22 protein-coding genes and 1 tRNA gene are annotated in these 25,425 nt (G+C 41.4%); 8 read left to right on the top strand and 15 right to left on the bottom strand.

Annotated features, from left to right (window positions below):
* The first annotated feature begins 204 nt into the window (after positions 1-204).
* The 5 genes from nagA to AC6CIB_RS13220 all read left to right on the top strand — a co-directional run bounded on the left by nagA (position 205) and on the right by AC6CIB_RS13220 (position 4,096).
* Positions 205-1,413: an N-acetylglucosamine-6-phosphate deacetylase gene (nagA, locus tag AC6CIB_RS13240; RefSeq protein ID WP_498281323.1), complete on the top strand. Its 1,209-nt coding sequence runs from the start codon at positions 205-207 to the stop codon at positions 1,411-1,413.
* A complete protein-coding gene (gene nagB / locus AC6CIB_RS13235; RefSeq protein ID WP_498281321.1) occupies positions 1,400-2,149 on the top strand; it encodes a glucosamine-6-phosphate deaminase in 750 nt (249 codons plus the stop codon). Before nagA ends, nagB begins: the two co-directional genes overlap by 14 nt.
* 164 nt (positions 2,150-2,313) lie before the next feature.
* Positions 2,314-2,386 (top strand) — tRNA-Ala (locus AC6CIB_RS13230).
* A 112-nt stretch (positions 2,387-2,498) separates the two neighbouring features.
* Positions 2,499-3,044: a GNAT family N-acetyltransferase gene (locus AC6CIB_RS13225; RefSeq protein ID WP_498281319.1), complete on the top strand. Its 546-nt coding sequence runs from the start codon at positions 2,499-2,501 to the stop codon at positions 3,042-3,044.
* A 59-nt stretch (positions 3,045-3,103) separates the two neighbouring features.
* Positions 3,104-4,096: a potassium channel family protein gene (locus AC6CIB_RS13220; RefSeq protein WP_498281317.1), complete on the top strand. Its 993-nt coding sequence runs from the start codon at positions 3,104-3,106 to the stop codon at positions 4,094-4,096.
* On the opposite strand, the gene AC6CIB_RS13215 is transcribed toward AC6CIB_RS13220, so the two are convergent.
* The 3 genes from AC6CIB_RS13215 to AC6CIB_RS13205 form a co-directional block, all read right to left on the bottom strand.
* Entirely contained in the window at positions 4,089-4,496 is a 408-nt protein-coding gene (locus AC6CIB_RS13215; RefSeq protein ID WP_498281315.1) for a YugN-like family protein, read from the bottom strand. The two genes, AC6CIB_RS13220 and AC6CIB_RS13215, sit on opposite strands and share 8 nt — an antisense overlap.
* A 92-nt stretch (positions 4,497-4,588) precedes the next feature.
* Entirely contained in the window at positions 4,589-5,938 is a 1,350-nt protein-coding gene (locus AC6CIB_RS13210; RefSeq protein ID WP_498281313.1) for a glucose-6-phosphate isomerase, read from the bottom strand.
* A gap of 205 nt (positions 5,939-6,143) precedes the next feature.
* Positions 6,144-7,307: an iron-containing alcohol dehydrogenase gene (locus AC6CIB_RS13205; protein WP_498281311.1), complete on the bottom strand. Its 1,164-nt coding sequence runs from the start codon at positions 7,305-7,307 to the stop codon at positions 6,144-6,146.
* Between the two features lie 199 nt (positions 7,308-7,506).
* Between AC6CIB_RS13205 and AC6CIB_RS13200 the strand changes: the two genes are divergently transcribed.
* Entirely contained in the window at positions 7,507-7,740 is a 234-nt protein-coding gene (locus AC6CIB_RS13200; RefSeq protein WP_044338099.1) for a DUF378 domain-containing protein, read from the top strand.
* Between the two features lie 93 nt (positions 7,741-7,833).
* Here the strand turns inward: AC6CIB_RS13200 and AC6CIB_RS13195 are convergent, their stop codons facing one another.
* From AC6CIB_RS13195 to pruA, 4 genes are all read right to left on the bottom strand, one after another.
* A complete protein-coding gene (locus tag AC6CIB_RS13195) occupies positions 7,834-9,225 on the bottom strand; it encodes an aldehyde dehydrogenase (RefSeq protein WP_498281426.1) in 1,392 nt (463 codons plus the stop codon).
* Between the two features lie 220 nt (positions 9,226-9,445).
* A complete protein-coding gene (locus tag AC6CIB_RS13190; RefSeq protein WP_498281309.1) occupies positions 9,446-10,690 on the bottom strand; it encodes a Glu/Leu/Phe/Val family dehydrogenase in 1,245 nt (414 codons plus the stop codon).
* A 385-nt stretch (positions 10,691-11,075) separates the two neighbouring features.
* Positions 11,076-12,269: an ornithine--oxo-acid transaminase gene (locus AC6CIB_RS13185; RefSeq protein ID WP_498281307.1), complete on the bottom strand. Its 1,194-nt coding sequence runs from the start codon at positions 12,267-12,269 to the stop codon at positions 11,076-11,078.
* A gap of 93 nt (positions 12,270-12,362) precedes the next feature.
* Complete coding sequence (gene pruA, locus AC6CIB_RS13180) at positions 12,363-13,907, bottom strand: L-glutamate gamma-semialdehyde dehydrogenase (RefSeq protein ID WP_498281305.1); 1,545 nt, start codon at positions 13,905-13,907, stop codon at positions 12,363-12,365.
* Between the two features lie 300 nt (positions 13,908-14,207).
* On the opposite strand from pruA, the gene AC6CIB_RS13175 reads away from it, so the two are divergent.
* Complete coding sequence (locus tag AC6CIB_RS13175) at positions 14,208-15,590, top strand: sigma-54 interaction domain-containing protein (RefSeq protein WP_498281303.1); 1,383 nt, start codon at positions 14,208-14,210, stop codon at positions 15,588-15,590.
* A 302-nt stretch (positions 15,591-15,892) separates the two neighbouring features.
* Here AC6CIB_RS13175 and AC6CIB_RS13170 read toward each other — a convergent pair whose 3' ends face one another.
* The 8 genes from AC6CIB_RS13170 to AC6CIB_RS13135 all read right to left on the bottom strand — a co-directional run bounded on the left by AC6CIB_RS13170 (position 15,893) and on the right by AC6CIB_RS13135 (position 23,177).
* Positions 15,893-17,353 carry a catalase gene (locus tag AC6CIB_RS13170; protein WP_498281301.1) on the bottom strand — a complete coding sequence of 487 codons (1,461 nt, stop codon included), beginning with the start codon at positions 17,351-17,353 and terminating at the stop codon, positions 15,893-15,895.
* 207 nt (positions 17,354-17,560) lie between these two features.
* Positions 17,561-17,899 (bottom strand): DUF779 domain-containing protein, encoded by a 339-nt coding sequence (locus AC6CIB_RS13165; RefSeq protein WP_498281299.1) that lies wholly within the window; start codon positions 17,897-17,899, stop codon positions 17,561-17,563.
* 1 nt (position 17,900) lies between these two features.
* The gene (gene adh / locus AC6CIB_RS13160) at positions 17,901-19,421 is read right to left on the bottom strand and encodes an aldehyde dehydrogenase (RefSeq protein ID WP_498281297.1); all 1,521 of its coding nucleotides are present in this window, start codon (positions 19,419-19,421) and stop codon (positions 17,901-17,903) included.
* Between the two features lie 206 nt (positions 19,422-19,627).
* Entirely contained in the window at positions 19,628-20,197 is a 570-nt protein-coding gene (locus AC6CIB_RS13155; RefSeq protein ID WP_498281295.1) for an MEDS domain-containing protein, read from the bottom strand.
* 130 nt (positions 20,198-20,327) lie between these two features.
* Entirely contained in the window at positions 20,328-20,735 is a 408-nt protein-coding gene (yugI, locus tag AC6CIB_RS13150) for a S1 domain-containing post-transcriptional regulator GSP13 (protein WP_498281294.1), read from the bottom strand.
* A gap of 209 nt (positions 20,736-20,944) precedes the next feature.
* A complete protein-coding gene (locus AC6CIB_RS13145; protein ID WP_498281292.1) occupies positions 20,945-22,198 on the bottom strand; it encodes a hypothetical protein in 1,254 nt (417 codons plus the stop codon).
* Positions 22,191-22,748: an RNA polymerase sigma factor gene (locus AC6CIB_RS13140; RefSeq protein WP_498281290.1), complete on the bottom strand. Its 558-nt coding sequence runs from the start codon at positions 22,746-22,748 to the stop codon at positions 22,191-22,193. The genes AC6CIB_RS13145 and AC6CIB_RS13140 overlap by 8 nt, the downstream gene beginning before the upstream one ends.
* Before the next feature lie 141 nt (positions 22,749-22,889).
* The gene (locus tag AC6CIB_RS13135) at positions 22,890-23,177 is read right to left on the bottom strand and encodes a spore morphogenesis/germination protein YwcE (protein ID WP_498281288.1); all 288 of its coding nucleotides are present in this window, start codon (positions 23,175-23,177) and stop codon (positions 22,890-22,892) included.
* A gap of 345 nt (positions 23,178-23,522) precedes the next feature.
* Between AC6CIB_RS13135 and AC6CIB_RS13130 the strand changes: the two genes are divergently transcribed.
* Complete coding sequence (locus tag AC6CIB_RS13130) at positions 23,523-24,851, top strand: sodium-dependent transporter (RefSeq protein ID WP_498281286.1); 1,329 nt, start codon at positions 23,523-23,525, stop codon at positions 24,849-24,851.
* The last annotated feature ends 574 nt before the right edge of the window (positions 24,852-25,425 follow it).

Below are 25,425 nucleotides of genomic sequence, written 5' to 3'. Positions count from 1 at the left end.
GAAAGCGTTTAACAAGGCAAATCATATCATTAAAAAGGAATAGATGTCTATACCAATTTTATGAATATAAATTGAGATTTGATGAGTTAATAAGTAAGATTAAATTTAAATTAAAAATTACACTGTCCAAATATAAACTGGTATAGACATCTATACTATCCGGTGTTATTGTAGAAGTGTAAAGTACTCAAGGAGTGATATGAGATGACCTCACATACAGAAAAACTTCTTATCCTAGATGGAAACATCTATGCAGAAGATACAGTATATAAACAAGGGTATATCAAAATAGAGTATGGAAAGATAACCGAAATGGGTGACCGTTCCCAGTTAACCCATTCAGAAGAGTATAAAGTGATTTCTCTTCCCCATGGGTATAGTGTTGTCCCAGGAATGATAGATATTCATATTCATGGAGTAAATGGAGCCGACACTATGGATGCGACGCAAGAAGCTCTTGATACGATGACCGGGACACTTCCGAAAGAAGGAACCACGAGCTTCCTTGCGACAACCATGACGGAAGGATTGGATGCAATCGAAAAGGCATTGAAAACGACGGCTGATTATATGACTAGGGACCAAAAAGCTGGTCAGGCGGAAATTCTGGGCATTCATTTAGAAGGTCCGTTTATTAATACTGACAAAGCAGGTGCTCAGCCTCTCAATCTAATTCAAAAACCGAATGTGAAATTGTTTAAACACTGGCAGGCCCTATCTCAAAACCATATAAAATTAGTCACACTTGCTCCCGAACTTGATGATGACTACGAATTGATCCGTTACTTAAAAGAGAATGGGATTGTTGCTTCAGTGGGGCATTCCAGTGCTACCTTCGATCAAGTCGGGGAAGCCATCGATGCCGGCTTGTCCCATGTTACCCATCTATTTAATCAAATGTCGGGACTTCATCATCGTGAGCCTGGAATTGTCGGAGCTTCCTTCTTACGACAGGAATTAATGGTGGAAATAATTTCAGACGGCATCCACGTTCGACCAGAAGTGATTCAATTGGCCTTCAATCAAATTACAGACGAGCGATTAATCCTCATCACTGATTCCATGAGAGCCAAGTGCTTGAAGAATGGCCAGTATGATCTTGGCGGCCAGATGGTGACGGTTAAGGACGGGAAAGCCTTATTAGACGAGGACACATTAGCAGGAAGCGTACTGAAGATGAAAGATGCCTTTACAAATATCCAGGAATTCACAACCGGGGATTTGAGAAGTGCGATCAAAATGACCGCTGAAAATCCTGCCAGACAATTAAATGTCTTTGATCGAAAAGGAAGCCTTGCTCCCCTGAAAGATGCAGACATTGTCATATTAGACAAAAACAAAGATGTATACACAACGATTTGTAAAGGAAAAATAGCCTATATTCGAGAGGATGATACTCATGAAACTAATTGAAGTGAAAGACTACCAGGAAATGAGTCAAGTCGCTAAAGACTATTTATTATCCAAGGTAAAAAGCTCTGAACAACTGACACTGGGATTGGCCACAGGCGGAACACCACAAGGTCTTTATGAGGCATTAATAAATGACCATAAACAGAACAGGACTTCCTATCAACATGTATCTTCATTTAATTTGGACGAATACATCGGATTGTCCGGTAAACACCCTAACAGCTACTACCATTACATGAATGACCACCTATTTAAACATATTGATATTGAATCAGAGAACACCCACATTCCTTCTGGAAAAGCAGTCGACCTCGAAAAGGAATGTGAGGCATATGATGAAAAGATCCGTTTACATGGAGGAATCGATCTTCAAATTCTGGGAATCGGCAGCAACGGACATATCGGATTTAATGAACCAGGTACTTCTTTTGATTCTAACACCCACATTGTCGAGCTTGCTCAGTCTACACGTGAGGCAAATGCCCGTTATTTTGACTCGATTGATGAAGTACCTGCACAAGCCATTACGATGGGGATTTCTACGATTATGAAGAGCAAAGAAATCCTTCTGCTTGTTTCAGGTGAGGCTAAACAAGTGGCCATGAAAAAGTTAGTTGAAGGAGAAATCTCTGAGAACTTCCCTGCTTCTATCTTGAATCGCCACGAACACGTCACGGTGATTGCCGATAAAGAAGCGTTGGCAATGGTGAAAGGTTTAGAGTTGTTGAATAGATGAAAGGATGAAGATGTGGAGTGATCAGATTTGGTTCACATCTAAAAAGGCTTTGAACCATTGGTTCGAAGCCTTTTTAAATCGTTTCACATTCCAGTACAAAAAAAAGCAAAAAAATGATTGACGAATGCCGGGTACTTTTTTATAATTAATCATGACCGATTCACGGGGCATTAGCTCAGCTGGGAGAGCGTTTGGCTGGCAGCCAAAAGGTCAGCGGTTCGATCCCGCTATGCTCCATACCAAAAAAACCTTGGGATTATCCCAAGGTTTTTTCTTTATTCGTTTTTTCTTTTCAACCTCAACCGGGAACTTCCATGATATACTTTCATGTACAAAGGGGTTGAAAATAATGGAAAAATATCCAGTTTTAGAGACCGAGAGATTCATACTGAGACAGCTCACTATGAAAGATGTTGATTTTCTTTATGAGCTTTACACTTCTGAGGACGTGCTCCGCTATTTTGGCATGAGTCCGATCGAATCGAAAGAAGTGGCTGTCAGTATGGTAGAGAACTACGATAAGCACCTTGAAACAGGCGGTCCCATGCGCTGGGCGATTGTGGAGAATACCACTGACAAAATACTCGGTACATGCGGATTTCACGCCATTTCCAAAGCCTATAAACGCTGCGAAATAGGCTATGACTTGAGTCCCGGACATTGGGGTAAAGGTATCATGGGAGAGGCACTCTCTCCTTTACTTACCTATCTGTTTACAAATAGAGGAATGAACCGTGTAGGGGCAGTGATCGTCCCATTTAATAAAGCTTCTTCAAGAGTGATTGAAAAGCTTGGTTTCAAACAGGAAGGATTACTCAGAGAGTATATTCTTCAAGATGACCATAAATATGATGCTTACATGTACAGCTTGTTAAAGAAAGAATGGCTTTCATAGTTATGAGAAGAACCTGAATAGGCAATAATGGTCAGTGCAGATGAAAAGGAGCTGGTAGAATGGTACAGCAGATGTTTCAGGGATTTTTGCGCTGGCCTTTAGTTGTTCGGATATTTATGATTGCGATTACACTGATGCTCTCTTTTGGAACGATTATTCATTACATAGAGCCCGATACCTTCCCTTCTCTATTCGATGGGATCTGGTGGGCGATTATTACGACTTCCACTGTGGGTTATGGAGATTTTGTTCCTACATCGTTTGAAGGCAGACTGATTGGCATAATTCTCATTTTAGTAGGTGCCGGTTTTCTTTCTACTTATTTTGTCATGCTTGCAGCCGAAACGGTCATGACACAAAATGCTTATTTGGAAGGCAAAGCAACATTCAAGGGGAAGGATCATGTTGTAGTCGTAGGGTGGAATGAGCGGACGCGTGAAGTGATTAACCAACTAACTTCCCTGCAGTCCCAATGTGATATCATTTTGGTCGATGAAACCCTGCAAAAGAATCCATACAATAATAACCATATCCATTTTGTTAAGGGAACCCCTTTTAGAGATGCCATTTTAAAAAAAGTAAATCTCCATGAAGCATCGATCGCCATCATTACCGCTGATCAAAATAAAGATGAGATAACGGCAGACATGAATTCTGTCTTAACTCTTCTTGCCATTAAAGGGAATCACCCTGATTTATATACGGTCGTTGAAATCCTCCAGAAAGATCAAGTAGCGAATGCCGAGCGGGCAGGAGCCGATGAAGTGATTCAAACGAATATGCAAACAAGCTATGTGATGATGAACAGTATCATTTCTCAAGGGATGTCTAAAACCATCTTAAAATTATTGAATCATTTAAAAGGAAACAATTTAAAGCTGATACCTGTTTCAGGAGAACACATCAATGAGAGCTTTCACTCGTTAAGTACAAATCTTTTAAAGAATAATATCATCCTTTTAGGCATAAAAAAAGGAGAAAACACGACTGTGAATCCTCCTTTGACGACTTTGGTTGAAGAAACGGATGAGCTACTTGTGATCTCTAGCTAGAGAATAGAACGTTCTCCAGCTCTTTTACAAGGTCTTTCCCGACTTCAATATACTCTTCCGGGAAGCTTGCATCAGAATCTTGTGGTTCAGAAAATTGATTGACCGAGCCTGAGAAGGTTCCGGTTGATGCGTAATCGTCCAAGCCACGCTTGTATTTATGAGAGAGAAGGAACGGTTTACCGAATTCTACCGTGGCCCCCCTTGAATCCAATTGTCCGTCAACAGACGTAAACGGTACTCTCAAATACTGGTAACCCACTTCGTCATCAATTTTGTAATCGAAATAGCCGTGATCATAATCCCAATTACCACCTATCGAATATCCAAGCGGCTTTAATAGCTGTTCAAGCTTATACAATTGGTAATGCCGTCCTTCAATGTTAGATGAAAGCTCTATCACGTGGATCCATCCCCTTTCTTTTAGGGATAGTTTCTCCTAAAGTGAAAGAAAAATGTAAAAAGAGCACTGAGATTTCCCTCAGTGCTCAATCCTTATTTAAGACGTTTTTCAAGCTCCGCCTTCTTCTCTTCAAAGCCTGGTTTTCCAAGAAGGGCGAACATATTTACTTTGTATGCTTCCACTCCCGGTTGATCAAATGGATTCACACCAAGCAGGTATCCACTCATCGCACATGCTTTCTCGAAGAAGTACACCAGGTAACCGAATGTGTATGCATCCATTGCAGGAATTTCTACGATCAGGTTTGGTACGCCACCATCTGTATGGGCAAGCAATGTCCCTTCAAACGCTTTATTGTTTACAAAATCCACTGTTTCACCGGCTAAATAGTTTAAGCCGTCCAGATCACTGTCCGCCTTCTCGATTTTCAGCTCATGACGAGGCTCTGAAACCTTGATAACCGTCTCAAAAATGTCACGGCGTCCTTCTTGAACATATTGTCCAAGAGAATGAAGATCCGTTGAGAAGTTAGCTGAAGAAGGATAAATCCCTTTTTGGTCTTTCCCTTCACTTTCACCAAACAGCTGCTTCCACCATTCCGAAAAGTATTGTAATCCAGGCTCATAGTTAATGAGCATTTCGATTGTTTTTCCTTTATTATATAGGGCGTTACGGACCGCTGCATATTGATAAGCAGGGTTTTCGGACAGCTCGGATTTGCCGAAATCTTCACGGGCCTGTGCAGCACCGTTCAGCATCGTCTCGATTTCCACTCCGCTAACAGCAATCGGAAGCAGCCCAACTGCTGTCAGAACAGAATAGCGACCGCCGATATCATCAGGAACAACGAATGTTTCATAGCCTTCGTCAGATGCCAATGTTTTAAGGGCACCCTTCGATTTATCCGTTGTCGCATAGATGCGTTTGCGAGCCTCTTCCACCCCGTACTTTTCATCCAGCATTTTACGGAAGATACGGAAAGCTATTGCTGGTTCAGTCGTAGTACCGGACTTCGATATCACATTGATGGAGAAATCTTTTCCTTCAAGAAGGTCCATTAAGTCTCTCATATATGTGGAGCTGATGTTTTGTCCAACAAACAGGACTTGTGGAGTGGAACGCTTTTCTTTCGGAAGAGCATTATAGAAGCTGTGGTTCAGCATTTCAATCGCCGCACGGGCTCCCAAGTAAGATCCACCAATACCGATGACAAGAAGGACATCGGAATCATTTTTAATTTTCTCTGCTGATTTCTGAATGCGGGAAAATTCTTTTTTATCGTACTCAACAGGAAGGTCGACCCATCCCAGGAAGTCGTTTCCTGCACCAGTTTGTTCATGTAACGAGTGATGAGCAACCTTAACGGCATCACTTAAGTATGTAAGTTCGTGTTCTCCAAAAAACGATAACGCTTTTGAATAATCAAAACGAATGTGTGTCATAACCATCCTCCGATTAAAATATTTTCTTCTATCTCACTTTATCGAAAGCTGACCCGAGAATCAAGAAAGCTCACTTTATGTAAGCGTGTTCATTAAAAACTTTTTTCAACAACCGTACTCACCCGCTTATATTCCCCTAATTATGGTTCAGCAAACCAAAAAGAGGGACGGACCTTGTTCAAGGTCCGTCCCTCCCAATATCGTTTTAAAGGGATGCGCTCAAAATAGCAAGAACGTCGTCTTTGTTTAATTTATTGAAGTTACCAAATTCGCCGTTCACCATCGCTTTGTCGGCCATCAGGTCCAGTTGACTGTCGTCGATATCATAATCAGCTAAGCGGGACGGGGCTCCGATGCTCGTCCAGAATCCACGAAGCTTTTTGATCCCTTCCAGTGCCACTTCCTCTTCTGGCTTACCAGCAGGGTCGACATTGAATACTCGTTCTGCAAGTTGAGCAAATCGTGAAGGATTCACTTTCAGGTTATGCTTCATCCAGTTAGGGAATAGAATCGCGAGTCCACCAGCATGCGGGATGTCATATACGGCTGATACAGCATGTTCAATATTATGACTAGCCCAGTCACCGTTGTAGCCCATTTGCAGCATTCCATTAAGGGCGATTGTTCCAGAGTACAGAATAGTCTCACGAAGCTCATAGTTTTCAAGATCATTGATCAACTTCGGAGCTGTTTCGATAACCGTAGTTAGAACAGACTCACACATACGGTCCTGAAGTGGTGTGTTTGTTGCATTATTGAAATACTGCTCAAACACATGACTCATCATATCCACCATACCGTAGATGGTATGATCTTTCGGTACTGTGAACGTATTTTCCGGATCCAGGATAGAGAATTGCGGGAATGTCACCGGGCTACCCCAACCATATTTCTCATTTGTTTCCCAATTCGTGATAACAGATCCTGCATTCATTTCTGAACCGGTCGCTGCTAGAGTCAGGACTGTGCCGAATGGAAGAGCTTCTTTCGCAAAAGCTTTCTTCGTTACAAGATCCCAGGCATCACCATCATATTTTGCACCTGCAGCAATTGCTTTTGTACAGTCGATGACACTTCCGCCACCGACAGCTAAAATAAATTCAATATTATTTTCTTTACTTATTTCTACACCTCGTCTGACTGTGGAAAGACGTGGATTCGGTTCTACTCCGGAAAGTTCAAATACTTCGCTGTCAATATCTTTCAATACAGACATTACCTGATCGTATAACCCATTACGCTTAATGCTTCCGCCACCATATACGACAAGCACTTTTTCACCATATTGAGGTACCAATTCTTTCAGTTGTTCTACTTGTCCTTTTCCAAAAATCAATTTGGTAGGATTGTAAAAAGTAAATTCATTCATTATTTGTTACCTCCTTGTATTCTATAAGGGTCAAATAATTTCGTTACCCAAAATATCTTCAAGACATTTCCTATTATCGAATATATCATCCACAAAATGCAATGAACTTGCACAAGGAAATTTTGAAATAGTGAAAGTGAATAGGATTAAGAGCAATGGGAAACTTATAAATGATCCATTCAATAAGGAGGATAACAACATGAGTGCAATTCAACGTATTGCTTTGGTTCTAACCATTATTGGTGCTGTGAACTGGGGACTTATCGGCTTCTTTCAATTCGATCTTGTTGCAGCCATCTTTGGTGGTCAAGATGCCGCATTATCCCGAATCATTTACGGTTTAGTTGGTATTGCCGGTCTCATTAACCTTGGACTGTTATTTAAACCAACGGAAGAGCTTGAAAGAGAACCTCATACTGAGCCAACAAGATAAATGATGCTCAGTAGCATCAAAATTAACGAGGATTACACTTCGATCCCTCGCTTAAAAAGTTAAAAAGGTGACCCATCCTCTGGGTCACCTTTCTTATTTCAGCAACTTCTTAATGATTTGCATACCAAATCTCCCGCTTGGATAACGGAAGCTTAAGTCAAACTTGGTCGTCTGTTTTAAGATGCTCTTGTAATGTGAAAAGGTTGAGAAGCTTGATTCTCCATGGTAATTTCCAATCCCACTCTCCCCCACTCCTCCAAAAGGAAGATATGGTGTAACGATGTGCATAAGTGTATCATTTACACAACCGCCACCATAGGAAATCGATCCGTTAATTCTCTCTTCTGTGATTGGATTGCTTGTAAACAAATAAAGGGCCAACGGTTTCGGCCGCTCTGACACAAATTCAATGACCTCATCAAGCTCCTCATATTCTATGACCGGGAAAACCGGTCCGAATATCTCATCCTGCATCACCGGTACAGTAAAATCTCTCGGCTTCATTAAAGTCGGTTCAATTTTTAAGCTCCCAGGGTCCACATTTCCCCCTAAGAGGATTTCTCCATCTTCCAAGTAGCTTGTTAAACGATTGAAATGACGCTCATTTACAATCCGGCCAAATTTCTCACTCTTTAATGGTTCTGTTCCATAAAATTCAATAACCGTTTTCTTAAATTCAGTGATAAATTCATCTTTCTTGCTTTTATGAATAAATAGGTAGTCAGGAGCAATACACGTTTGTCCGGCATTCGTCACTTTACCGAAGGCTATGCGCTTGGCAGCCAGAGGAATATCAGCCGTTTCATCGACGATACATGGGCTTTTCCCGCCCAATTCAAGAGTAACGGGAATCAACTGCTTTGCCGCTGCTTCCATCACCACTTTTCCGACTGGAACGCTCCCGGTAAAGAAAATATAATCGAATGGCTGTTTCAGGAGATGCTGTGTCGTTTCCACTCCTCCTTCTATCACGAAAAGCTGTCTTGGGTCAAAATGAGTATTGATCATTTGCGCTAATAAAGCTGATGTAGAAGGAGTTAATTCTGACGGTTTAATGATGGCTGTATTCCCAGCTGCGATCGCTCCAATAACAGGGGCAAGCGCAAGCTGAATCGGGTAATTCCAAGGTGCGATGATCAATGTAACCCCGTAAGGCTCCGGGATGGTATAGGCTTTTGAGCCAATATGTGTTTTCGCCATCTTGACCTTTTTAGGTTCGGCCCATTCGTCGATATGCTTCAATACGAATCGAATTTCTTCAAGTAGTATTCCGATTTCTGTCGCATACGTTTCCATCTCGGATTTATTTAAATCTTTTTTCAATGCATCGATGATTTCTGCTTCATGATTTTTTATGACTGTTGAGAACTTCTCTAACAAGTCTTTTCTATATTGTAGTGGCCGCGTAACCCCGGACTTAAAAAATTGCTTATGATGTTGAAGTGTAGACGTCACTGCTTTAAAAGATGTTTCTTCTAAGATCATTTCAGTTGACACATGAATCCCTCCAAAACATTAATGTTTAATAGTTTAAACATAGGAACGTAAATATCGTACGATGATTTGCAACCGTTGTCAATTTCAATGATTTTACCCAAAATCTATGCACTCTAATCATTTCGTTACTAAATAGATAATTCCTTTACAAACTGAAAAAGAACGTACCCTCAATAAATTGAGAATACGTTCTTATTTTATGCGATCGTTACACCCAACCTCTGAATCTTGAGGCTTCAGCCATTTTGCGTGCGCCGACCATGTATGCGGCGAGTCGCATATTCACTCGACGATTCTGAGATGTTTCATATACATTGTTGAAAGCTTTGACAAGTTTAGCATGAAGCTTCTCGTTTACTTCTTCTTCTGTCCAATAATACCCCTGATTATTCTGAACCCATTCGAAATATGAAACCGTCACTCCACCCGCACTTGCTAGTACGTCTGGAACAAGCAGGATTCCTCTTTCAGAAAGAATTCGTGTTGCTTCAAAGGTAGTCGGACCGTTTGCAGCTTCTACCACAATGGATGCTTTAATATCATAGACATTCTCTTCAGTGATTTGGTTTGAAATCGCTGCAGGGACAAGAATGTCACACTCCAGTTCCAGCAATTCCTTATTTGAAATCGTGTTCTCAAATAGTGTCGTTACTGTACCGAAGCTATCCCGACGGTCTAACAGATAATCAATATCCAAACCAGCCGGATCATGAAGGGCACCATGGGCATCGGATATGGCAATGACCTTTGCACCGGCATCGTGCATGAACTTCGCTAAGAAACTGCCGGCATTTCCAAAACCTTGGATGACGACGCGTGCACCTTTGATGTCGATGCCACGTTTCTTTGCAGCTTGGTCAATACAGATGGTAACACCTTGAGCTGTCGCCTTTTCACGGCCTTGTGAACCACCAAGGACAATCGGTTTTCCTGTAATGAATCCTGGTGAGTCATTTTCACGAAGACGGCTGTATTCATCCATCATCCAAGCCATGATTTGTGAGTTTGTGTACACATCAGGTGCCGGGATATCCTTTGTAGGGCCAACAATTTGACTGATGGCACGAACATAACCGCGGCTTAGCTTTTCCAGTTCAGTGAAAGACATCGTTCTTGGATCACAGATGATCCCGCCTTTCCCTCCGCCGTATGGTAAATCAACAATTCCGCATTTCAAGCTCATCCACATGGATAAAGCCTTTACTTCCTCTTCATCCACTTCGGGATGGAATCGTACTCCGCCCTTGGTAGGTCCGACTGCGTCGTTATGTTGTGCACGGTAGCCCGTAAATACTTTGATACTGCCATCGTCCATTCGAACCGGGATCCGAACCGTTAACATACGAATCGGTTCTTTCAGAAGTTCATACATTTCTTCCGTATACCCTAGCTTGGATAAAGCATCATTGATGACATGCTGTGTAGAAGTAAACAGATTAAGGTTTTCTCCCATTGTAAACATTCGCCTCTTTATTATGTGATCTGAAACGTTGTAATTGTAACATATTACCGTATCTTAAACCATTGACTTGGGAAAGAAATAATTTTTATTTTCATGCATTCTTGCGTCTGATTTAAGGAAATTTCTTCTTAAGAAATCTTGGTTGTTTTCAAAAATCCCTTTGCTATTTCACAGAAGATAGTAGTAGTTGATTTCCGCTACAGGATGCTCGCTTTCCGCGGGGCGGGCGGTGAGCCCCCTCGGCGCAAGCGCCTGTGGGGTCTCACCTGTCCAGCTTTCCCCGCAGGAGTCGAGCACCTTCCGCTCCAATCTACTTTCTTAGCATCAGTTTGATTCAATAAAACTCATATAAGAAAATATCTTTCAGAAAATTGCCTTAAGATAATACTTTTTTGATTCTTTCGATTGCCCAATCCAGGTCTTCTTGTGAGATGACAAGTGGTGGAGCAAAACGAATGACTGTATCATGTGTTTCTTTACAAAGCAGTCCTTCTTCTTTCAGTTGTTCACAGTATTTACGGGCTGGTTCTCTCAGTTCCACTCCGATAAATAATCCGCTACCACGAACTTCCTTAATCATAGGATTATCTATCTCACGAAGTTTACTCATAAAGTATTCTCCCATTTGAAGAGAACGCTCTGCCAGGTTTTCATCAATCAGTACATCCAATGATGCGACGGAAACCGCACATGCCATTGGATTTCCTCCGAAAGTAGAACCGTGGGAACCAGGGTTGAATACTCCTAATACTTCTTCATTGGCCACAACACAAGAAATAGGGAACACTCCGCCTCCAAGTGCTTTTCCTAGAATGTACATGTCAGGATCAACATCTTCCCACTCACATGCAAACATTTTCCCGGAGCGGGCAAGACCTGCCTGAATTTCGTCTGCAATGAATAGAACGTTGTTTTCTTTACATAATTCATATGCTGCTTTCATGAAGCCTTTAGGAGGAAATACAATCCCTGCTTCCCCCTGGATCGGTTCGATAAGGAAAGCCGCTGTATTTGGAGTGATGGCTTCTTTTAACGCATCTAGATCACCGTAAGGAATCAAGTTGATTCCTGGTAGCATCGGGCCGAAACCACGCTTGTATTCTTCTTCTGAAGAAAGGGAAACAGCTGTCATCGTTCTTCCGTGGAAGTTCCCGTTACACGCGATGATTTCCGCACTGTTTTCTGGTACACCCTTCACATCATACGCCCAGCGGCGAGCTGTCTTGATCGCCGTTTCCACTGCCTCGGCACCCGTATTCATTGGAAGAGCCATGTCTTTACCAGTCATCTTACAAATCTTCTCATACCAAGGGGCTAATTGGTCGTTGTGGAACGCACGTGACGTCAGTGTCACACGGTCTGCTTGATCTTTTAGCGCCTGGATGATCTTTGGATGACGATGTCCCTGGTTGACTGCTGAATAAGCGCTAAGCATATCCATATACTTATTGCCTTCTGGATCTTTAACCCATACACCCTCCGCTTCTGAAATGACGATTGGAAGTGGGTGATAATTTTTTGCACCATATTTTTCCGTTTGTTCAATAATCGAATGAGTACTTACTGCCATATAGGTTCCTCCTTACGTAATGAAAAAAAGAATAATTGTTAATATACAAGGATGGAGCCCCTGTAGACAAAGGCCCCTTCCCGTTTCATACTCTTAAAGTGTTTCTGATGTTGTTTTTGCTTGAAGGTGAAGAAGAAGATAATCCGGTCCGCCCGCTTTAGAGTCAGTACCTGACATGTTGAATCCACCAAATGGTTGATATCCAACGATTGCTCCTGTACAGCCTCTATTAAAGTATAAGTTTCCAACATGGAAATCTTCACGAGCCTGTTCGATCTTCGCACGGTTATTGGTGATGACTGCACCGGTTAAACCGTAGTCTGTGTTATTCGCGATCTCAAGCGCATGATCGAAGTCTTTTGCTTTCGAGAATGCGACAACCGGTCCAAAGATTTCTTCTTGCATCAAACGAGCATTTGCATCGAGATCAGCAAAGATTGTTGGTTTTACAAAGAAGCCTTTTGAATTATCTCCTTCTCCACCAATCATTAACTTACCTTCTTCTTTACCGATTTCAATATAGCTCATGATTTTATCAAATGACGCCTGGTCGATTACAGGACCCATGAAGTTATCACGGTCTGTTGTATCTCCAACCGTTAATTCTTTCGTTAATTCCACTGCGCGCTCAAGTACTTGATCGTAAACATCTTCTACAACCACGGCACGTGAACAAGCAGAACATTTTTGTCCAGAGAATCCGAATGCAGAAGCAACGATTGATTTAGCCGCTAATTCAAGATCTCCTTCACTATCGACAACAATCGTATCTTTACCGCCCATTTCAGCGATAACGCGTTTCAGCCATTTTTGACCCGGGTTCACTTTTGCTGCTCTTTCGTAGATACGGATACCAACGTCACGAGAACCTGTGAATGAAATAAAACGTGTCTTTGGATGATCAACCAGGTAATCACCAACTTCAGCTCCACTTCCTGGAACGTAGTTGATTACCCCTTTCGGAAGACCTGCTTCTTCTAACACTTCAATGAATTTCGCTGCCACAACAGCAGTCGTTGAAGCTGGTTTAAGAAGAACCGTATTACCCGTAACGATTGCTGCTACAGCTGTACCAGCCATGATCGCAAAGGCAAAGTTCCAAGGTGAGATGACAACTCCGACTCCTAGTGGAATGTAGTTGAATTGATTGTATTCACCTGGACGGCTTTCAACAGGGAACCCATCTTTCAAACGAAGCATTTGACGAGCATAGTACTCCATGAAGTCGATTGCTTCTGCTGTATCAGCATCTGCTTCATTCCATGGTTTACCTGCTTCTTTCGTTAGTAAAGCAGAGAATTCATGCTTACGACGACGAACAATAGCAGAAGCGCGGAAAAGAATATCTGCGCGAGTTTCAGGCTTCACTTTACGCCAAGTTTGGAATGTATCATAGGCAACATTCATCGCTTTTTCAGCTAAATCCTGATTTGCTTTCGATACACGTCCGATGATTTCTTCTTTGTTTGCTGGGTTTACAGAAACCAGTTTATCATCAGTTGTTACTCGCTCTCCGCCAATCACTAATGGATAGTCTTGACCTAAGTAACTTTCTACTACCTTTAGACCTTCTTTAAATGCTTTCTGATTCTCTTTCTCTGAGAAATCTGTGAATGGTTCGTGTTTGTAAGGAATCATTTGGGCATTTCCCCCTTTATACAAAGATTTTTTATTCATCCTCGGAGTGACGAGGTTAGTTAACAGGTATGCAAAAAATATTTGCATTTAGAAAACCCTTACACTTATAATAATGCAAAAGATAGTTGCATTTTTCAAGAGTTTTTTAAAATTTTTTTATAATTCCATTCTTTTTGCGTATTCCTTTGTTACTAAGTCCTAAATCAAACAACGAACGGATGGAAAATTTGCGCAAAAAGAAGACTATAGACGATACGTTTTGCAGTAAGATCTAACAAAAATGAAGAGGAGAGATACAGCATGCAGGAATTTGAAAAGCGTTTGTTTATGTACGAAAAAGTCGCTGAACATCTCGAATCAGGCGTTCATGTCATCGATTCTACCGGGAGAACCATCATCTACAATCGTAAAATGCGCGAAATCGAAGGCATGGAAATTGAAGACGTCCTGGATAAAAATTTGCTGGATGTTTTCCAATTTCATTCCGAAGAGGAAAGTACCCTACTTAAAGTTCTAAACACAAAGGAACCTACCCTCAATGTGAAGCAAACTTACTTTAATATAAATGGAATTGAAATCACCACGATGAACGATACATTCCCTATTTTTCATGATGAGGTGTTAATTGGAGCGATTGAAATTGCCAGGGACATCACCAAACTCGAAAAAGTGATGAGGGATCATATACATAAGCGCCCCAGCAGCTTATTTACCTTTGATAGCATTATCGGTCAGCATCACCGCCTGCAGGACGCAGTCGAAACCGGAAAGCGGGCGACAAGGACTTCTTCCCCTGTGTTAATCTGTGGTGAAATCGGGACTGGCAAGGAGCTTTTCGCACAAAGCATCCATAACGACAGCGCCCGTGCCAACCGTCCCTTCATCACCCAGAACTGTTCATCATTACGTGATGATATGCTTGAAGAAATCCTATTTCATGAGGAGCGAGAAGGCAGCAACCCGGAAGATCACCGGCCCTCCCTCTTCCAACAAGCACAGGGAGGAACACTCCTGCTCGACGAAATCAACTCCTTAGCCCCTTCCCTCCAGGAGAAGCTATTAAACTTCTTTTCCCGAGGGACGGACCTTCCATACGATGTACGGGTGATGGCGACGGTGAACGAGGATCCCATCGATGCCATCGCAGAAGGACGGTTATTGAAGGATCTCTATTACAGGCTGAGCATTGTGTCGATCTTCATCCCCTCTCTCCGTTCGAGAAAGGAAGATTTACCGGAGATCGTGAACTATTTCATTGACCAGTTCAACCACCATTTCGCTATGGGTATTAAAGGGATTTCGGATGAAGTGAGTGAAATTTTCCAGCAGTATGATTGGCCAGGTAATGTGAGGGAGCTTGAGCATGTTATAGAGGGTGCGTTTAATCTCGTTGGCTTTGAAGAGGAGATCGGTTTCAATCATCTTCCATTTGGTTTCAGGCAACGCATCCACCACACAGTTGTCGGAGAAGAAAGCCAGGATGAATCGGATTTTCTCTACCAATCCGGAACAGAGATCAAACCGCTGGAGCTTTTCGTTGAAGAAGCCGAAACCTATTATATTCAAAAATCATTGAAATACCATGACTTTAATATCACCAAAACGGCGAAGTCCCTTGGGATGAGCCGGCAGAATTTGCAGTATCGAATTCGGAAGTACGGGATCGAACGGAATTCGTTTTGATGGTGGTGGCCACTTTCTCTTTTTTGAGGGAGTGGCTTTTTGTTTTTATTGGGGGATGGGTTGGATGGGGTTGAATAGCGGCGAAATTTGTCGCAATTGGAAGAACGATCGATATCCTGAAAATACGGTTGATAAAATGAAAGTTTGGTTGATATATTGCTATGAATGTCGATATATCCTGATAACGGTTGATAGTATATCTCCATAAATCCACACACCTTCCACCTACCAACTATAAAAAAGAGCACCACCCCTTTCATCCGTGCACCTTCACCGACAAAAAGACCAGTACTCATCCATATTTATTTCATATGCTGCAAATAAGGCGTCAAATCCACCCCAATACGTTCCGCCAGCTTCTTACCAAGCTCTACATCTGCCCGGAAGAAATTACACACTGCGCGCAGGGCAATTCTTTCGTTGATTTGTGATAATTCACTGGAAATATTCTTCACTACTTGCGCTTTCACTTCATCCGAGTAGCTTCTGTAAATGCTTCCAGCCTGACCAAAGTCATCTGTTTTCTGGATCTTCTGTCTTCCTCTTTCACCCGTCATCGGCTGATGTATTTCCGTATATCCCGCCACTTCTTTCGGTGTATCATCGAAGCTGTTCGGCTCATAGTTTACTGAGCCCGTCTGCTGCTTGAATGGCATATGTCCGTCCCTCTGGTTATTCGACACTTGAGCAAATGGACAGTTGATCGGGAGTTGCATGTAGTTGGCGCCGATTCGATAACGCTGTGTGTCTGAATAAGAGAATAGTCTACCTTGTAACAACTTATCTTCGGACGGAAGCATTCCGTTCACCAGCACTCCAGGATTGAAGCCCACTGATTCCGTTTCCGCAAAGATGTTTTCTGGATTTTCATTTAAAATCATCGTACCGACAAAGTGAGATGGAATGTCATCCTCCGACCAATCCTTCGTTGGATCAAGTGGATCGAAATCAAAGGCATCCATATCCATTGGATCAAGAACCTGAACATATAGATCCCATTCCGGGAATTCCCCTTTTTCAATTGATTCATATAGATCACGGCTTGCATGGTTAAAGTCTTTCCCTTGAATCTCAGCTGCTTTTTCCGATGAAAGATTCTCGATCCCTTGCTTTGGTTTCCAACTTAACTTCACATACACGGTATTCCCGGCGGCATTCACCCATTTATATGCATGGACACTGGATCCGCGCATTTGTCTATAGTTAGCAGGAATCCCTTCATCCGTATAGAGATGAACAAGCATATTCGTTGATTCCGGAGTCAAGGACATAAAATCCCAATATCTCTCAGGTTCTTGGATATTCGTTTGGGGATTCGGTTTTAAAGAATGAACCATATCCGGGAACTTCATGGCATCACGAATAAAGAAGACAGGAAGGTTATTCCCGACAAAATCCCAGTTCCCTTCTTCTGTATAAAATTTCACGGCAAACCCTCGGGGATCCCGTAAGGTTTCAGGAGAATGCTGGCCATGGACGACGGTGGAAAAACGGGAAAATACAGGTGTTTCTTTACCAACTTCTTGAAAAAGTGCGGCTTTTGTAAATTTTTTCATGCTGTTTTTTGTAATGAACACACCGTGTGCCCCAGCACCACGTGCATGTACGACTCTCTCTGGAACTCGTTCACGATCGAAGTGAGCCAATTTCTCAATTAGCTGATAATCTTCAAGCAGTGCAGGTCCTCTTTCCCCAGCTGTAATTGAGTTCTGGTTATCGCCAATCGGGGCACCTTGATTCGTTGTGAGTTTTCTTTTATCCACTAAAAACACTCCTTTAGATTATAATTATTATTAAGTGATTATAGTTTTATTTTAGCTATTTGAGAATGAAAGTCAATCACAAATTATAATTATTTTAAATTAGTAATCATTAAAAATAGTGAAATCAGGCATAAGTAAAGAGACAACCTATACAATAGGTTGTCTCTAACAAATATTATCGAGTTCGGAAGAGTAGAACCAAAACCTTCACATTGATGGTTTGATCAATTTAGAATCCGTGATAAAGCGTACGCCTTCCGTTGATTCCAAAGAGAACACTCCTCCCCTTCCTTCTTTTACATCCAATATGATCCGGAAATGCTTCCAATACTCATATTGTTGTTCGTTCATATAAAAAGGACAGTCGGCTACAGTACCTACTAATACATCACTGTCACCGATGATCAAATCATCCTGACTTAAACACATAGGGGAACTGCCATCACAACACCCTCCAGACTGATGAAACAGGAGGGCACCGTGCTTGCCTTTTAACGTTTTAATCAGTTGAAGGGCTTGTTCTGTTGCCTCTAGTCGTTTTTCCATTTTAGAAGAATCCTAACGCTTTAGGACTATAGCTAACTAGTAAATTCTTCGTTTGTTGATAGTGTGATAGCATCATTTTATGATTTTCACGACCGATACCGGACATTTTGTATCCACCGAATGCCGCATGTGCCGGGTATTGGTGGTAACAGTTAGTCCATACGCGTCCAGCTTGAACCTCTCTACCGAAACGGTAAGCCGTGTTCATGTCACGCGTCCATACACCTGCTCCAAGTCCATAAAGAGTATCATTGGCGATTTCAAGGGCTTCTTCTTTCGTTTTGAAAGTTGTAACGGAAACAACAGGGCCAAAGATTTCTTCTTGGAAAATACGCATTTTGTTGTTACCTTTGAATACAGTCGGCTTTACATAGAAACCTGCTTCCTGATCTCCATCCAGTGTATTTTGCTCACCACCGATGAGTAATTCCGCTCCTTCTTCTTTCCCAATTTCAATATAAGAGAGAATCTTATCCAATTGTTCTTGAGAAGCTTGAGCACCCAGCATAGTATCTGAATCTAACGGGTTCCCTTGTTTGATTTGTTTCACGCGTTCAATCGCACGTTCCATGAACTGATCGTAGATCGATTCTTGGATTAGCGCTCTTGAAGGACATGTACATACTTCTCCTTGATTAAGTGCAAACATTACGAAACCTTCAACTGCTTTATCAAGGAAATCATCATCCTGATCCATTACATCTTCAAAGAAGATATTAGGTGATTTACCACCAAGCTCCAATGTAACAGGAATAATGTTTTGAGAAGCATATTGCATGATCAGGCGACCTGTTGTCGTTTCACCTGTGAAGGCTACTTTTCCAACACGCTTACTTTGGGCAAGGGGCTTCCCTGCTTCTACTCCAAATCCTTGTACCACATTCAGTACGCCTTTAGGCAGCAGGTCTTCAATCAGTTCGACAAGAACCATAATCGAAGCAGGAGTTTGCTCAGCCGGCTTCAATACAACACAGTTTCCTGCAGCAAGGGCAGGTGCAATTTTCCATACCGCCATCAGAATAGGGAAGTTCCAAGGGATGATTTGGGCTACAACCCCGATCGGCTCATGAAAATGGTAAGAAACCGTATCATTATCAATCTCTCCAAGAGAACCTTCCTGTCCTCTGATACATCCTGCGAAGTAGCGGAAGTGATCAATCGCTAATGGCAGGTCCGCCGCCATTGTTTCACGAACCGGCTTTCCATTATCCCACGTTTCCGCCACTGCTAGCATTTCTAAGTTTTCTTCCATACGATCCGCGATTTTATTTAAGATAATGGATTTTTCCGAAACAGTGGTTTTACCCCATGCGTCTTTTGCTGCATGCGCCGCATCTAATGCCTTTTCAACATCTTCTTTATTCGACCGGGCAATTTTAGTGAAAACTTTCCCCGTAACAGGTGATACATTTTCAAAATATTCTCCACTTGCTGGTGCCACATATTCTCCACCAATAAAGTTCTCATACTTATCTTTGAATTGTACCAATGAACCTTCAGTATTCGGATTATTATAAAGCATCTAAGATCCTCCTGTATTTATGTATTGATTAAGCGCTTTCATTTTCATTATATGCCATTTATGAGGTACGGACAAGTGTATTGTTTAAAAATTCTTTATTTTTCGTTAATTCACGATATATTTTTGGCAGAGAAAGTAGCAACAAACTTTACGACCTAAAAAAAGACAACAACCCTCTTCATGAGGATCATCGCCCTGTCCGTAGACTAATTAGTATTACTGTATACTTTCGAGATCACGATATCTTCATCCGTCATAATGTGCCCATGACTTTTCTTTAGTGCATCCTCCAGATGGTCAGGCATTTTCTCTGATTCGTACGCACAGACGATGGTCAGGTTATGCTCATGAACGACTTTATCCGTATCCGTCTCTGTTTCGAACCACTCGATGATGGAAGATGGGTCTTCCAATGTACCCCATTCCACATTTGTCCACGAACGAAAAGAAATATCGTTCTCTAAAAATGGGGTAATGGATTTCGTTAATTGTTCATAAATGGCTGGAGGATGGTAACTTCCACTCGATTGATAAAAGTCAAAGTTACTAATAACGTGAATCCTCTCTAATTGGCTGCTTGTTAATTGATTCTTCAGCTGTTTAAGCAGTACATTCAGATTCCTCTCGTTCTCAATCAGAACAACCGAATCCCCCTTTTCGATTCCCTCGAGAACATACGCAATGGCATTTTCTAGATATCGGTTTCGATCATTATAAGAATAGAGGATATGAGTACATTGATTTTCATTTAATAGATTCCCTATTTTTTCTTTCAATTCATCCCGCCTTTTAACTGGGTTTTCCAATTATAGTATAGGTTCTCTAAGATAGAGTAGAATAACTCTTTTTCAAAAAGGTTTAAAAAAAGACCGCCCTCCAAGAAAGGCAGTCTTCTTAAAAATTTTATTATTTCTTGATTAGATCTTTTCGTTCTGATTGCTCGATCCACTCTTCAAGCTTGTCTTTAAGAGTGTTGAAACCTGCTGGAGTTGTTTCTTCAGCTGCCGGTTTTACACTTCCTTGACGACGAGGTTTTTTCGCTGCTGCCGGTTTAGCTTGAGGAGCAGGAGCTTCTTCTGTAGCACGGATAGAAAGGCTGATCTTACCAGCTGATTCGTCCACTGATAATACTTTAACCTTTACTTCGTCGCCTACTGAAAGGTGCTCGCTTACGTCTTTAACAAAGCCGTGAGTAATTTCAGAGATATGAACTAATCCTTGAGTTTCTTCGTCAAGTGCAACGAATGCACCGTATGGTTGAATGCCTGTAACTTTACCTGTTACGACAGTTCCTGTTTCGAATTTTGTAGTCATGGTAACACTCCTAATATATATATTATTTTTCTCTTTTACACGCAATTGTAGATTATATCATAGAATTCGGGATTCGGCAAAAGTTTATTCTGTCAGATCTCTGTTACAAACCCCATTTTTCTTCGATTTTCCACCTATAATTGCTTTCTCACTAGTTATGCTTCCCAATTATTAAAATTATTAAAACAGTGTAAACTTAGCACTCTTTATCAGTCTTTATATAGTTCTTCTGTCTCTGAAGATAAAATGACCGGTGTCCTCTGATCCCAACGATCTGGCTTAACGAAATTTTCACGTCTTAACTCCTCATATACCTCTTTCAGATGAAGGGATGTTGTGTACTCTGGGTACTCTTTCAGTATATATCGGTAGGTTTCTTCTACATGTGATTTCAATTCCTCACTTTCGTCAAAAATCGGCTGGTACACACTTCCATCTACAAAGTATTGATAGAGAAGATCGTATTCATGCTTCACTTCTACCCTGAATCTTGAGTTATCCGGCATTTCCGTTAACATCTTTTCGTAGTCCATCAAGCGATCAACTGCTTCTTTCCATGTTCCTGTAAATTCACCTGCTTTAATGACTGGGTCAAACCGGGTAATCATATACAATTCATATCCTTCCGGTAAGGCTTTATGATTCGTGATCATCCTGAAGTACTCCACATCTAATGTAGTTTCAAGCCTGTCCGTCTCACTGTTATACGATAGCTTAACAGCATTATTGAATATCCCATCCCGTAACATCGATAACTTTGGGGGATAGTCGTTTTTCAAAAGATTGAACTCCTGCATATTGAACTCTCCATTCTCAACATGAGGCTTCCAATATTTCTTATAATCATTCAGCACGTCCTCATATAATGGGAGGACATCTTGTTCCTTTTCAATAAAATCAGCAATCCATACTTCTGCTTCTTCCTTCGTTAAAGGAGCTTTCAGATTTTTCATCATCACATCAGGAGTAGCCAATATCTGATTCAACTCCTCTCCCGCTCTCTGGACCCACTCCACTTTTCTTTCATTTGAGAAGTCCCGCTTTGGAATGGACTCAATATATGTGAGATGCCTCCCTGCATCCCGGGCGATTCCAGTCGAATTAAATAAGTCTTCCGTAAACCCAAGCCGCTCCATTGCTTGAGTTTTCCTTAAATCATATTGAGCTTTCGCATCTTCTATTTCCCTTTGAAGTCGTTGATCAGCCTCACCAGCAAAATCAGCTTGATTCCCATTCTCTCTTCCTGGTTCATCCATCGTAAGCTGCAGGATGAGAACCGCACCGATAAGAAGTACACCAATGAAACTTGCGACGTATGGCCAATGAATAAGTGGTCGCTTCTTTTGGGATTTTCCCTCTTGTTTTATGGCTTGTATAATGTCTGAGGGGTTGGTCTGATCGGGAATTTTCTTATACGATTGATTCAATAATTCCATGCGTTTTTCAAGCATCTTGTCATCCATTCAATCTCCCCTCCCTTTTTTCAGCCTCTTCCAGTTCTTTTTTCAACAGGGTTTTTCCTCTTAATAGCCTTGTTTTGACAGTAGATAAATGGATTGACAGTATTTCAGCCATTTCTTCATACTTCTTCTCATGAAAATAAAAGAGGATGATTGGTATTTGATATTTACCATCCAGCTTTTGAATGCATTCGTGGAGCATACGATCCTCTTCCTGTCTCAGGATACGTTCTTGAGGAGTAATGACGTCTTCTGAGGGTTCATTCCCGATTTTTTTCACTCGATTGATGTGCTGATTTTCTTTTCGTTTAAAATCCCTCGACACATTTAAAGTGATTTTATAAAGCCAGGTTGTAAACTTCGCATAAGAGAACCCGTCCAGAAACCGGTATACACGAATGAACACTTCCTGGGTGATATCTGGTATATCCGCAAAGGAATTCCCCATCTGATAGGCAAACCGTTCAACGACGGGAGAATAATAAGTGATTAAATGGCTATATGCCTGCAGGTCTCCTTTTTTTGCACGCTCGATCAAGTGCTCATCTTCCACTCGTGTTTTCCCCCTTTCTCTTTGAATCTCTCATTTATGTAACGATTATGAAGTGGATTTTGTTTCATTTATTTACAATTGAATCCATTCTCGTGAAATTGACCACAAAAAAAAGCCTGACCCAATGAACATCGGATCAGACTATATATTCTTAATGGTGATTGCTTTTTTCTTTTTCTGCTTTTGGATGAACGGCACGGCATATAACATGAAGGCTGCAATGTGGGCGAATGCAAGGTTTGCAACAAACAGACTCCACAGCGTCACATGTCCCCATCCTCCAAGTTCCGGAACGGCTACGTAATAAATAAACGCTGCCCATAAGGCTATAACAAATGGGATATGAAGAACCGCCCATTTACGATGTTCAATCCAAAGAAATAGCGGAGTAGCGGTTGCGATAAAAAGATAAACAAGAAATACATCCATGATAAATTCCTCCAATCGGGTAGTAAACGCTTTCAATTATGGCGAAAAAAAGAATAATTTGTGAACGTTTTGTTACAATTAGTATACTACATTTTAGAGAAATTTCCAGCCCATTCATCATGTTTTTGACTACTTTTCTAGAAATTAGGTTAATTGTAATGTTTTCAAACGTTTTCACACATAATAAATGGAAATACATGTGGCCATATTGTTCGCTAATTACTTATAGGATGGCATTCAAGTTCATATTTCTTATATATTGAAAATTTAAAAATCCGGTGTACAGAGCGGGTAAAACATAGTACGATTGAAAAATCTTATTTTTTCGAAAGGAGGATCTTATGTATGGCCAAAAAAGAACAGTGGACTTCTAAGATTGGTTTCATTCTGGCGGCTGCCGGTTCTGCTATAGGGCTCGGTGCCATTTGGAAATTCCCGTATATGGCAGGTGCAAATGGAGGAGGTGTCTTCTTCTTACTCTTTATTCTTTTTACCGTTTTGATCGGTGCTCCCATTCTTCTGGCAGAGTTTGTCATCGGACGACGGGCGGGAGCCGACGCGGTTACTTCCTATAAAAAGTTGGCGCCTCAATCTTATTGGCATTGGATCGGCTATTTAGGAACGGTTGTTTCTTTTATCATATTATCTTTTTACAGTGTTGTGGGCGGATGGATCCTTTCTTATTTGGCCCGGAGTGTGACTGGCTCTTTAATCGGGAAAACTCAAGAGGAATACGGAGCCTTATTCGTAAGCATCATTGCAAATCCAAAAGAAGTGCTGATTGCACAATTTATCTTTATTGTGATTACAATCCTTGTCGTACAAGGCGGGATCCAAAAAGGGATTGAACGGGCAAGTCGCTATATGATGCCGGCATTATTTATTTTATTTATAATTTTAGTAATCAGGTCCCTTACCTTGGAAGGTGCGATGGAAGGTGTCCGCTTCCTGTTATTGCCTGACTGGAGCTATTTAAATGGGGAAACGGCATTACTTGCGTTAGGACAAGCGTTCTTTGCACTTACGGTCGGACTTTCTGTCATGGTGACGTATGCATCTTATCTTTCAAAAGAGGATAGCATGCCAAGATCCGCCATCAGTGTATCCGGGTTAAATATCTTTATCTCATTACTGGCAGGATTGGTCATTTTCCCTGCTGTGTACGCCCTTGGTTTCCAACCGGATGAAGGACCAGGAATTGCCTTTGTGGTTCTTCCAGCGGTGTTTAATGAAATTGCATTCGGTGGCATTTTCTTAACTGTGTTCTTGATTTTACTGTTGTTTGCAACCCTGACTTCTGCTTTCTCCATTCTTGAAATCGGAGTCGCGGCCCTATCGAAAGGGAATCAATCGAAACGTAAGCCATTTACATGGTTAATCGGAATACTTGTTTTCTTTGCAGGCATTCCAAGCGCACTTTCATTTGGAGTATTCGATGATTTCCTCATTCAAGGAAAGAACTTCTTTGACTTTGCAGATTATATAACGAGTAATTTCGGATTGCCGATCGGCGCCTTATTAATAAGCATATTTGTATCTTATCGATTGAAGCGGGAAGACGTATGGAACGAACTTAAATCAGGATCTTCCATATCACCAGCATTATTCAACAGCTGGATCTTCCTTCTCCGCTATATCGTACCAGTAGCCATTTTACTTGTATTTTTATCCTAAATGAGAGGTCCGTCCGAGACGGACCTTTTAATTTTGGCTATTTCATGGTCTTGGTCTTGGGTAGACAGTTGAATTTTGAAAAACGAAGCTGACGACTGGTATGGTCTTGGAGCTCCTTTTTTATCCAAATCCTTCTCCTTTTTATCCTACAGAACTCTTTTGATAGAATTTTGAAGGGGAATAGGACCCTTTTAGTCATTTAGATTACAATTAACAGGGTAAAGTGAGGTTCATGGAAGGTAGAATCAGCCACCTCCCTACTTTATGAACCGCTTTTAGTTAGTTATGAACCGAGTTTGGATTTTATGAACCGGAATTCCGATTTATGAACCACTTTTTCATACTTATGAACAGCTTGTCGAATATTCCTGATCATTTTGTCGAAATTCCACCGTTTACTAACACAAGTCCATATCCCTTTACTTAGCACGAACATTCACAGCTACAGTAAAAGCCTGTGGCCGTATGTATCGGATTAAAAGACTTAGCAAAAGAATCTTTCATTATTAACACTTTGTTCACGACAATGCGGGCTATTTTTTTCCAAATGGTGATAAACTGTAGATATAAGGAA

This window comes from Rossellomorea sp. GQ25 (assembly GCF_059758515.1).
This window is presented reverse-complemented; position numbering and strand designations above follow the sequence as displayed.

What these genes read in the sequence shown, in the direction of transcription:
- AC6CIB_RS13210 (WP_498281313.1), bottom strand. Translation starts at nt 5,938, where the DNA reads ATGACACACATTCGTTTTGATTATTCAAAAGCGTTATCGTTTTTTGGA.
- nagA (WP_498281323.1), top strand. Translation starts at nt 205, where the DNA reads ATGACCTCACATACAGAAAAACTTCTTATCCTAGATGGAAACATCTAT.
- AC6CIB_RS13145 (WP_498281292.1), bottom strand. Translation starts at nt 22,198, where the DNA reads ATGGATGACAAGATGCTTGAAAAACGCATGGAATTATTGAATCAATCG.
- AC6CIB_RS13225 (WP_498281319.1), top strand. Translation starts at nt 2,499, where the DNA reads ATGGAAAAATATCCAGTTTTAGAGACCGAGAGATTCATACTGAGACAG.
- AC6CIB_RS13135 (WP_498281288.1), bottom strand. Translation starts at nt 23,177, where the DNA reads ATGGATGTATTTCTTGTTTATCTTTTTATCGCAACCGCTACTCCGCTA.
- pruA (WP_498281305.1), bottom strand. Translation starts at nt 13,907, where the DNA reads ATGATTCCTTACAAACACGAACCATTCACAGATTTCTCAGAGAAAGAG.
- AC6CIB_RS13190 (WP_498281309.1), bottom strand. Translation starts at nt 10,690, where the DNA reads ATGGGAGAAAACCTTAATCTGTTTACTTCTACACAGCATGTCATCAAT.
- AC6CIB_RS13130 (WP_498281286.1), top strand. Translation starts at nt 23,523, where the DNA reads ATGGCCAAAAAAGAACAGTGGACTTCTAAGATTGGTTTCATTCTGGCG.
- AC6CIB_RS13200 (WP_044338099.1), top strand. Translation starts at nt 7,507, where the DNA reads ATGAGTGCAATTCAACGTATTGCTTTGGTTCTAACCATTATTGGTGCT.
- adh (WP_498281297.1), bottom strand. Translation starts at nt 19,421, where the DNA reads ATGCTTTATAATAATCCGAATACTGAAGGTTCATTGGTACAATTCAAA.
- AC6CIB_RS13185 (WP_498281307.1), bottom strand. Translation starts at nt 12,269, where the DNA reads ATGGCAGTAAGTACTCATTCGATTATTGAACAAACGGAAAAATATGGT.
- AC6CIB_RS13205 (WP_498281311.1), bottom strand. Translation starts at nt 7,307, where the DNA reads ATGAATGAATTTACTTTTTACAATCCTACCAAATTGATTTTTGGAAAA.
- nagB (WP_498281321.1), top strand. Translation starts at nt 1,400, where the DNA reads ATGAAACTAATTGAAGTGAAAGACTACCAGGAAATGAGTCAAGTCGCT.
- yugI (WP_498281294.1), bottom strand. Translation starts at nt 20,735, where the DNA reads ATGACTACAAAATTCGAAACAGGAACTGTCGTAACAGGTAAAGTTACA.
- AC6CIB_RS13220 (WP_498281317.1), top strand. Translation starts at nt 3,104, where the DNA reads ATGGTACAGCAGATGTTTCAGGGATTTTTGCGCTGGCCTTTAGTTGTT.
- AC6CIB_RS13175 (WP_498281303.1), top strand. Translation starts at nt 14,208, where the DNA reads ATGCAGGAATTTGAAAAGCGTTTGTTTATGTACGAAAAAGTCGCTGAA.
- AC6CIB_RS13195 (WP_498281426.1), bottom strand. Translation starts at nt 9,225, where the DNA reads ATGATCTTAGAAGAAACATCTTTTAAAGCAGTGACGTCTACACTTCAA.
- AC6CIB_RS13165 (WP_498281299.1), bottom strand. Translation starts at nt 17,899, where the DNA reads ATGGAAAAACGACTAGAGGCAACAGAACAAGCCCTTCAACTGATTAAA.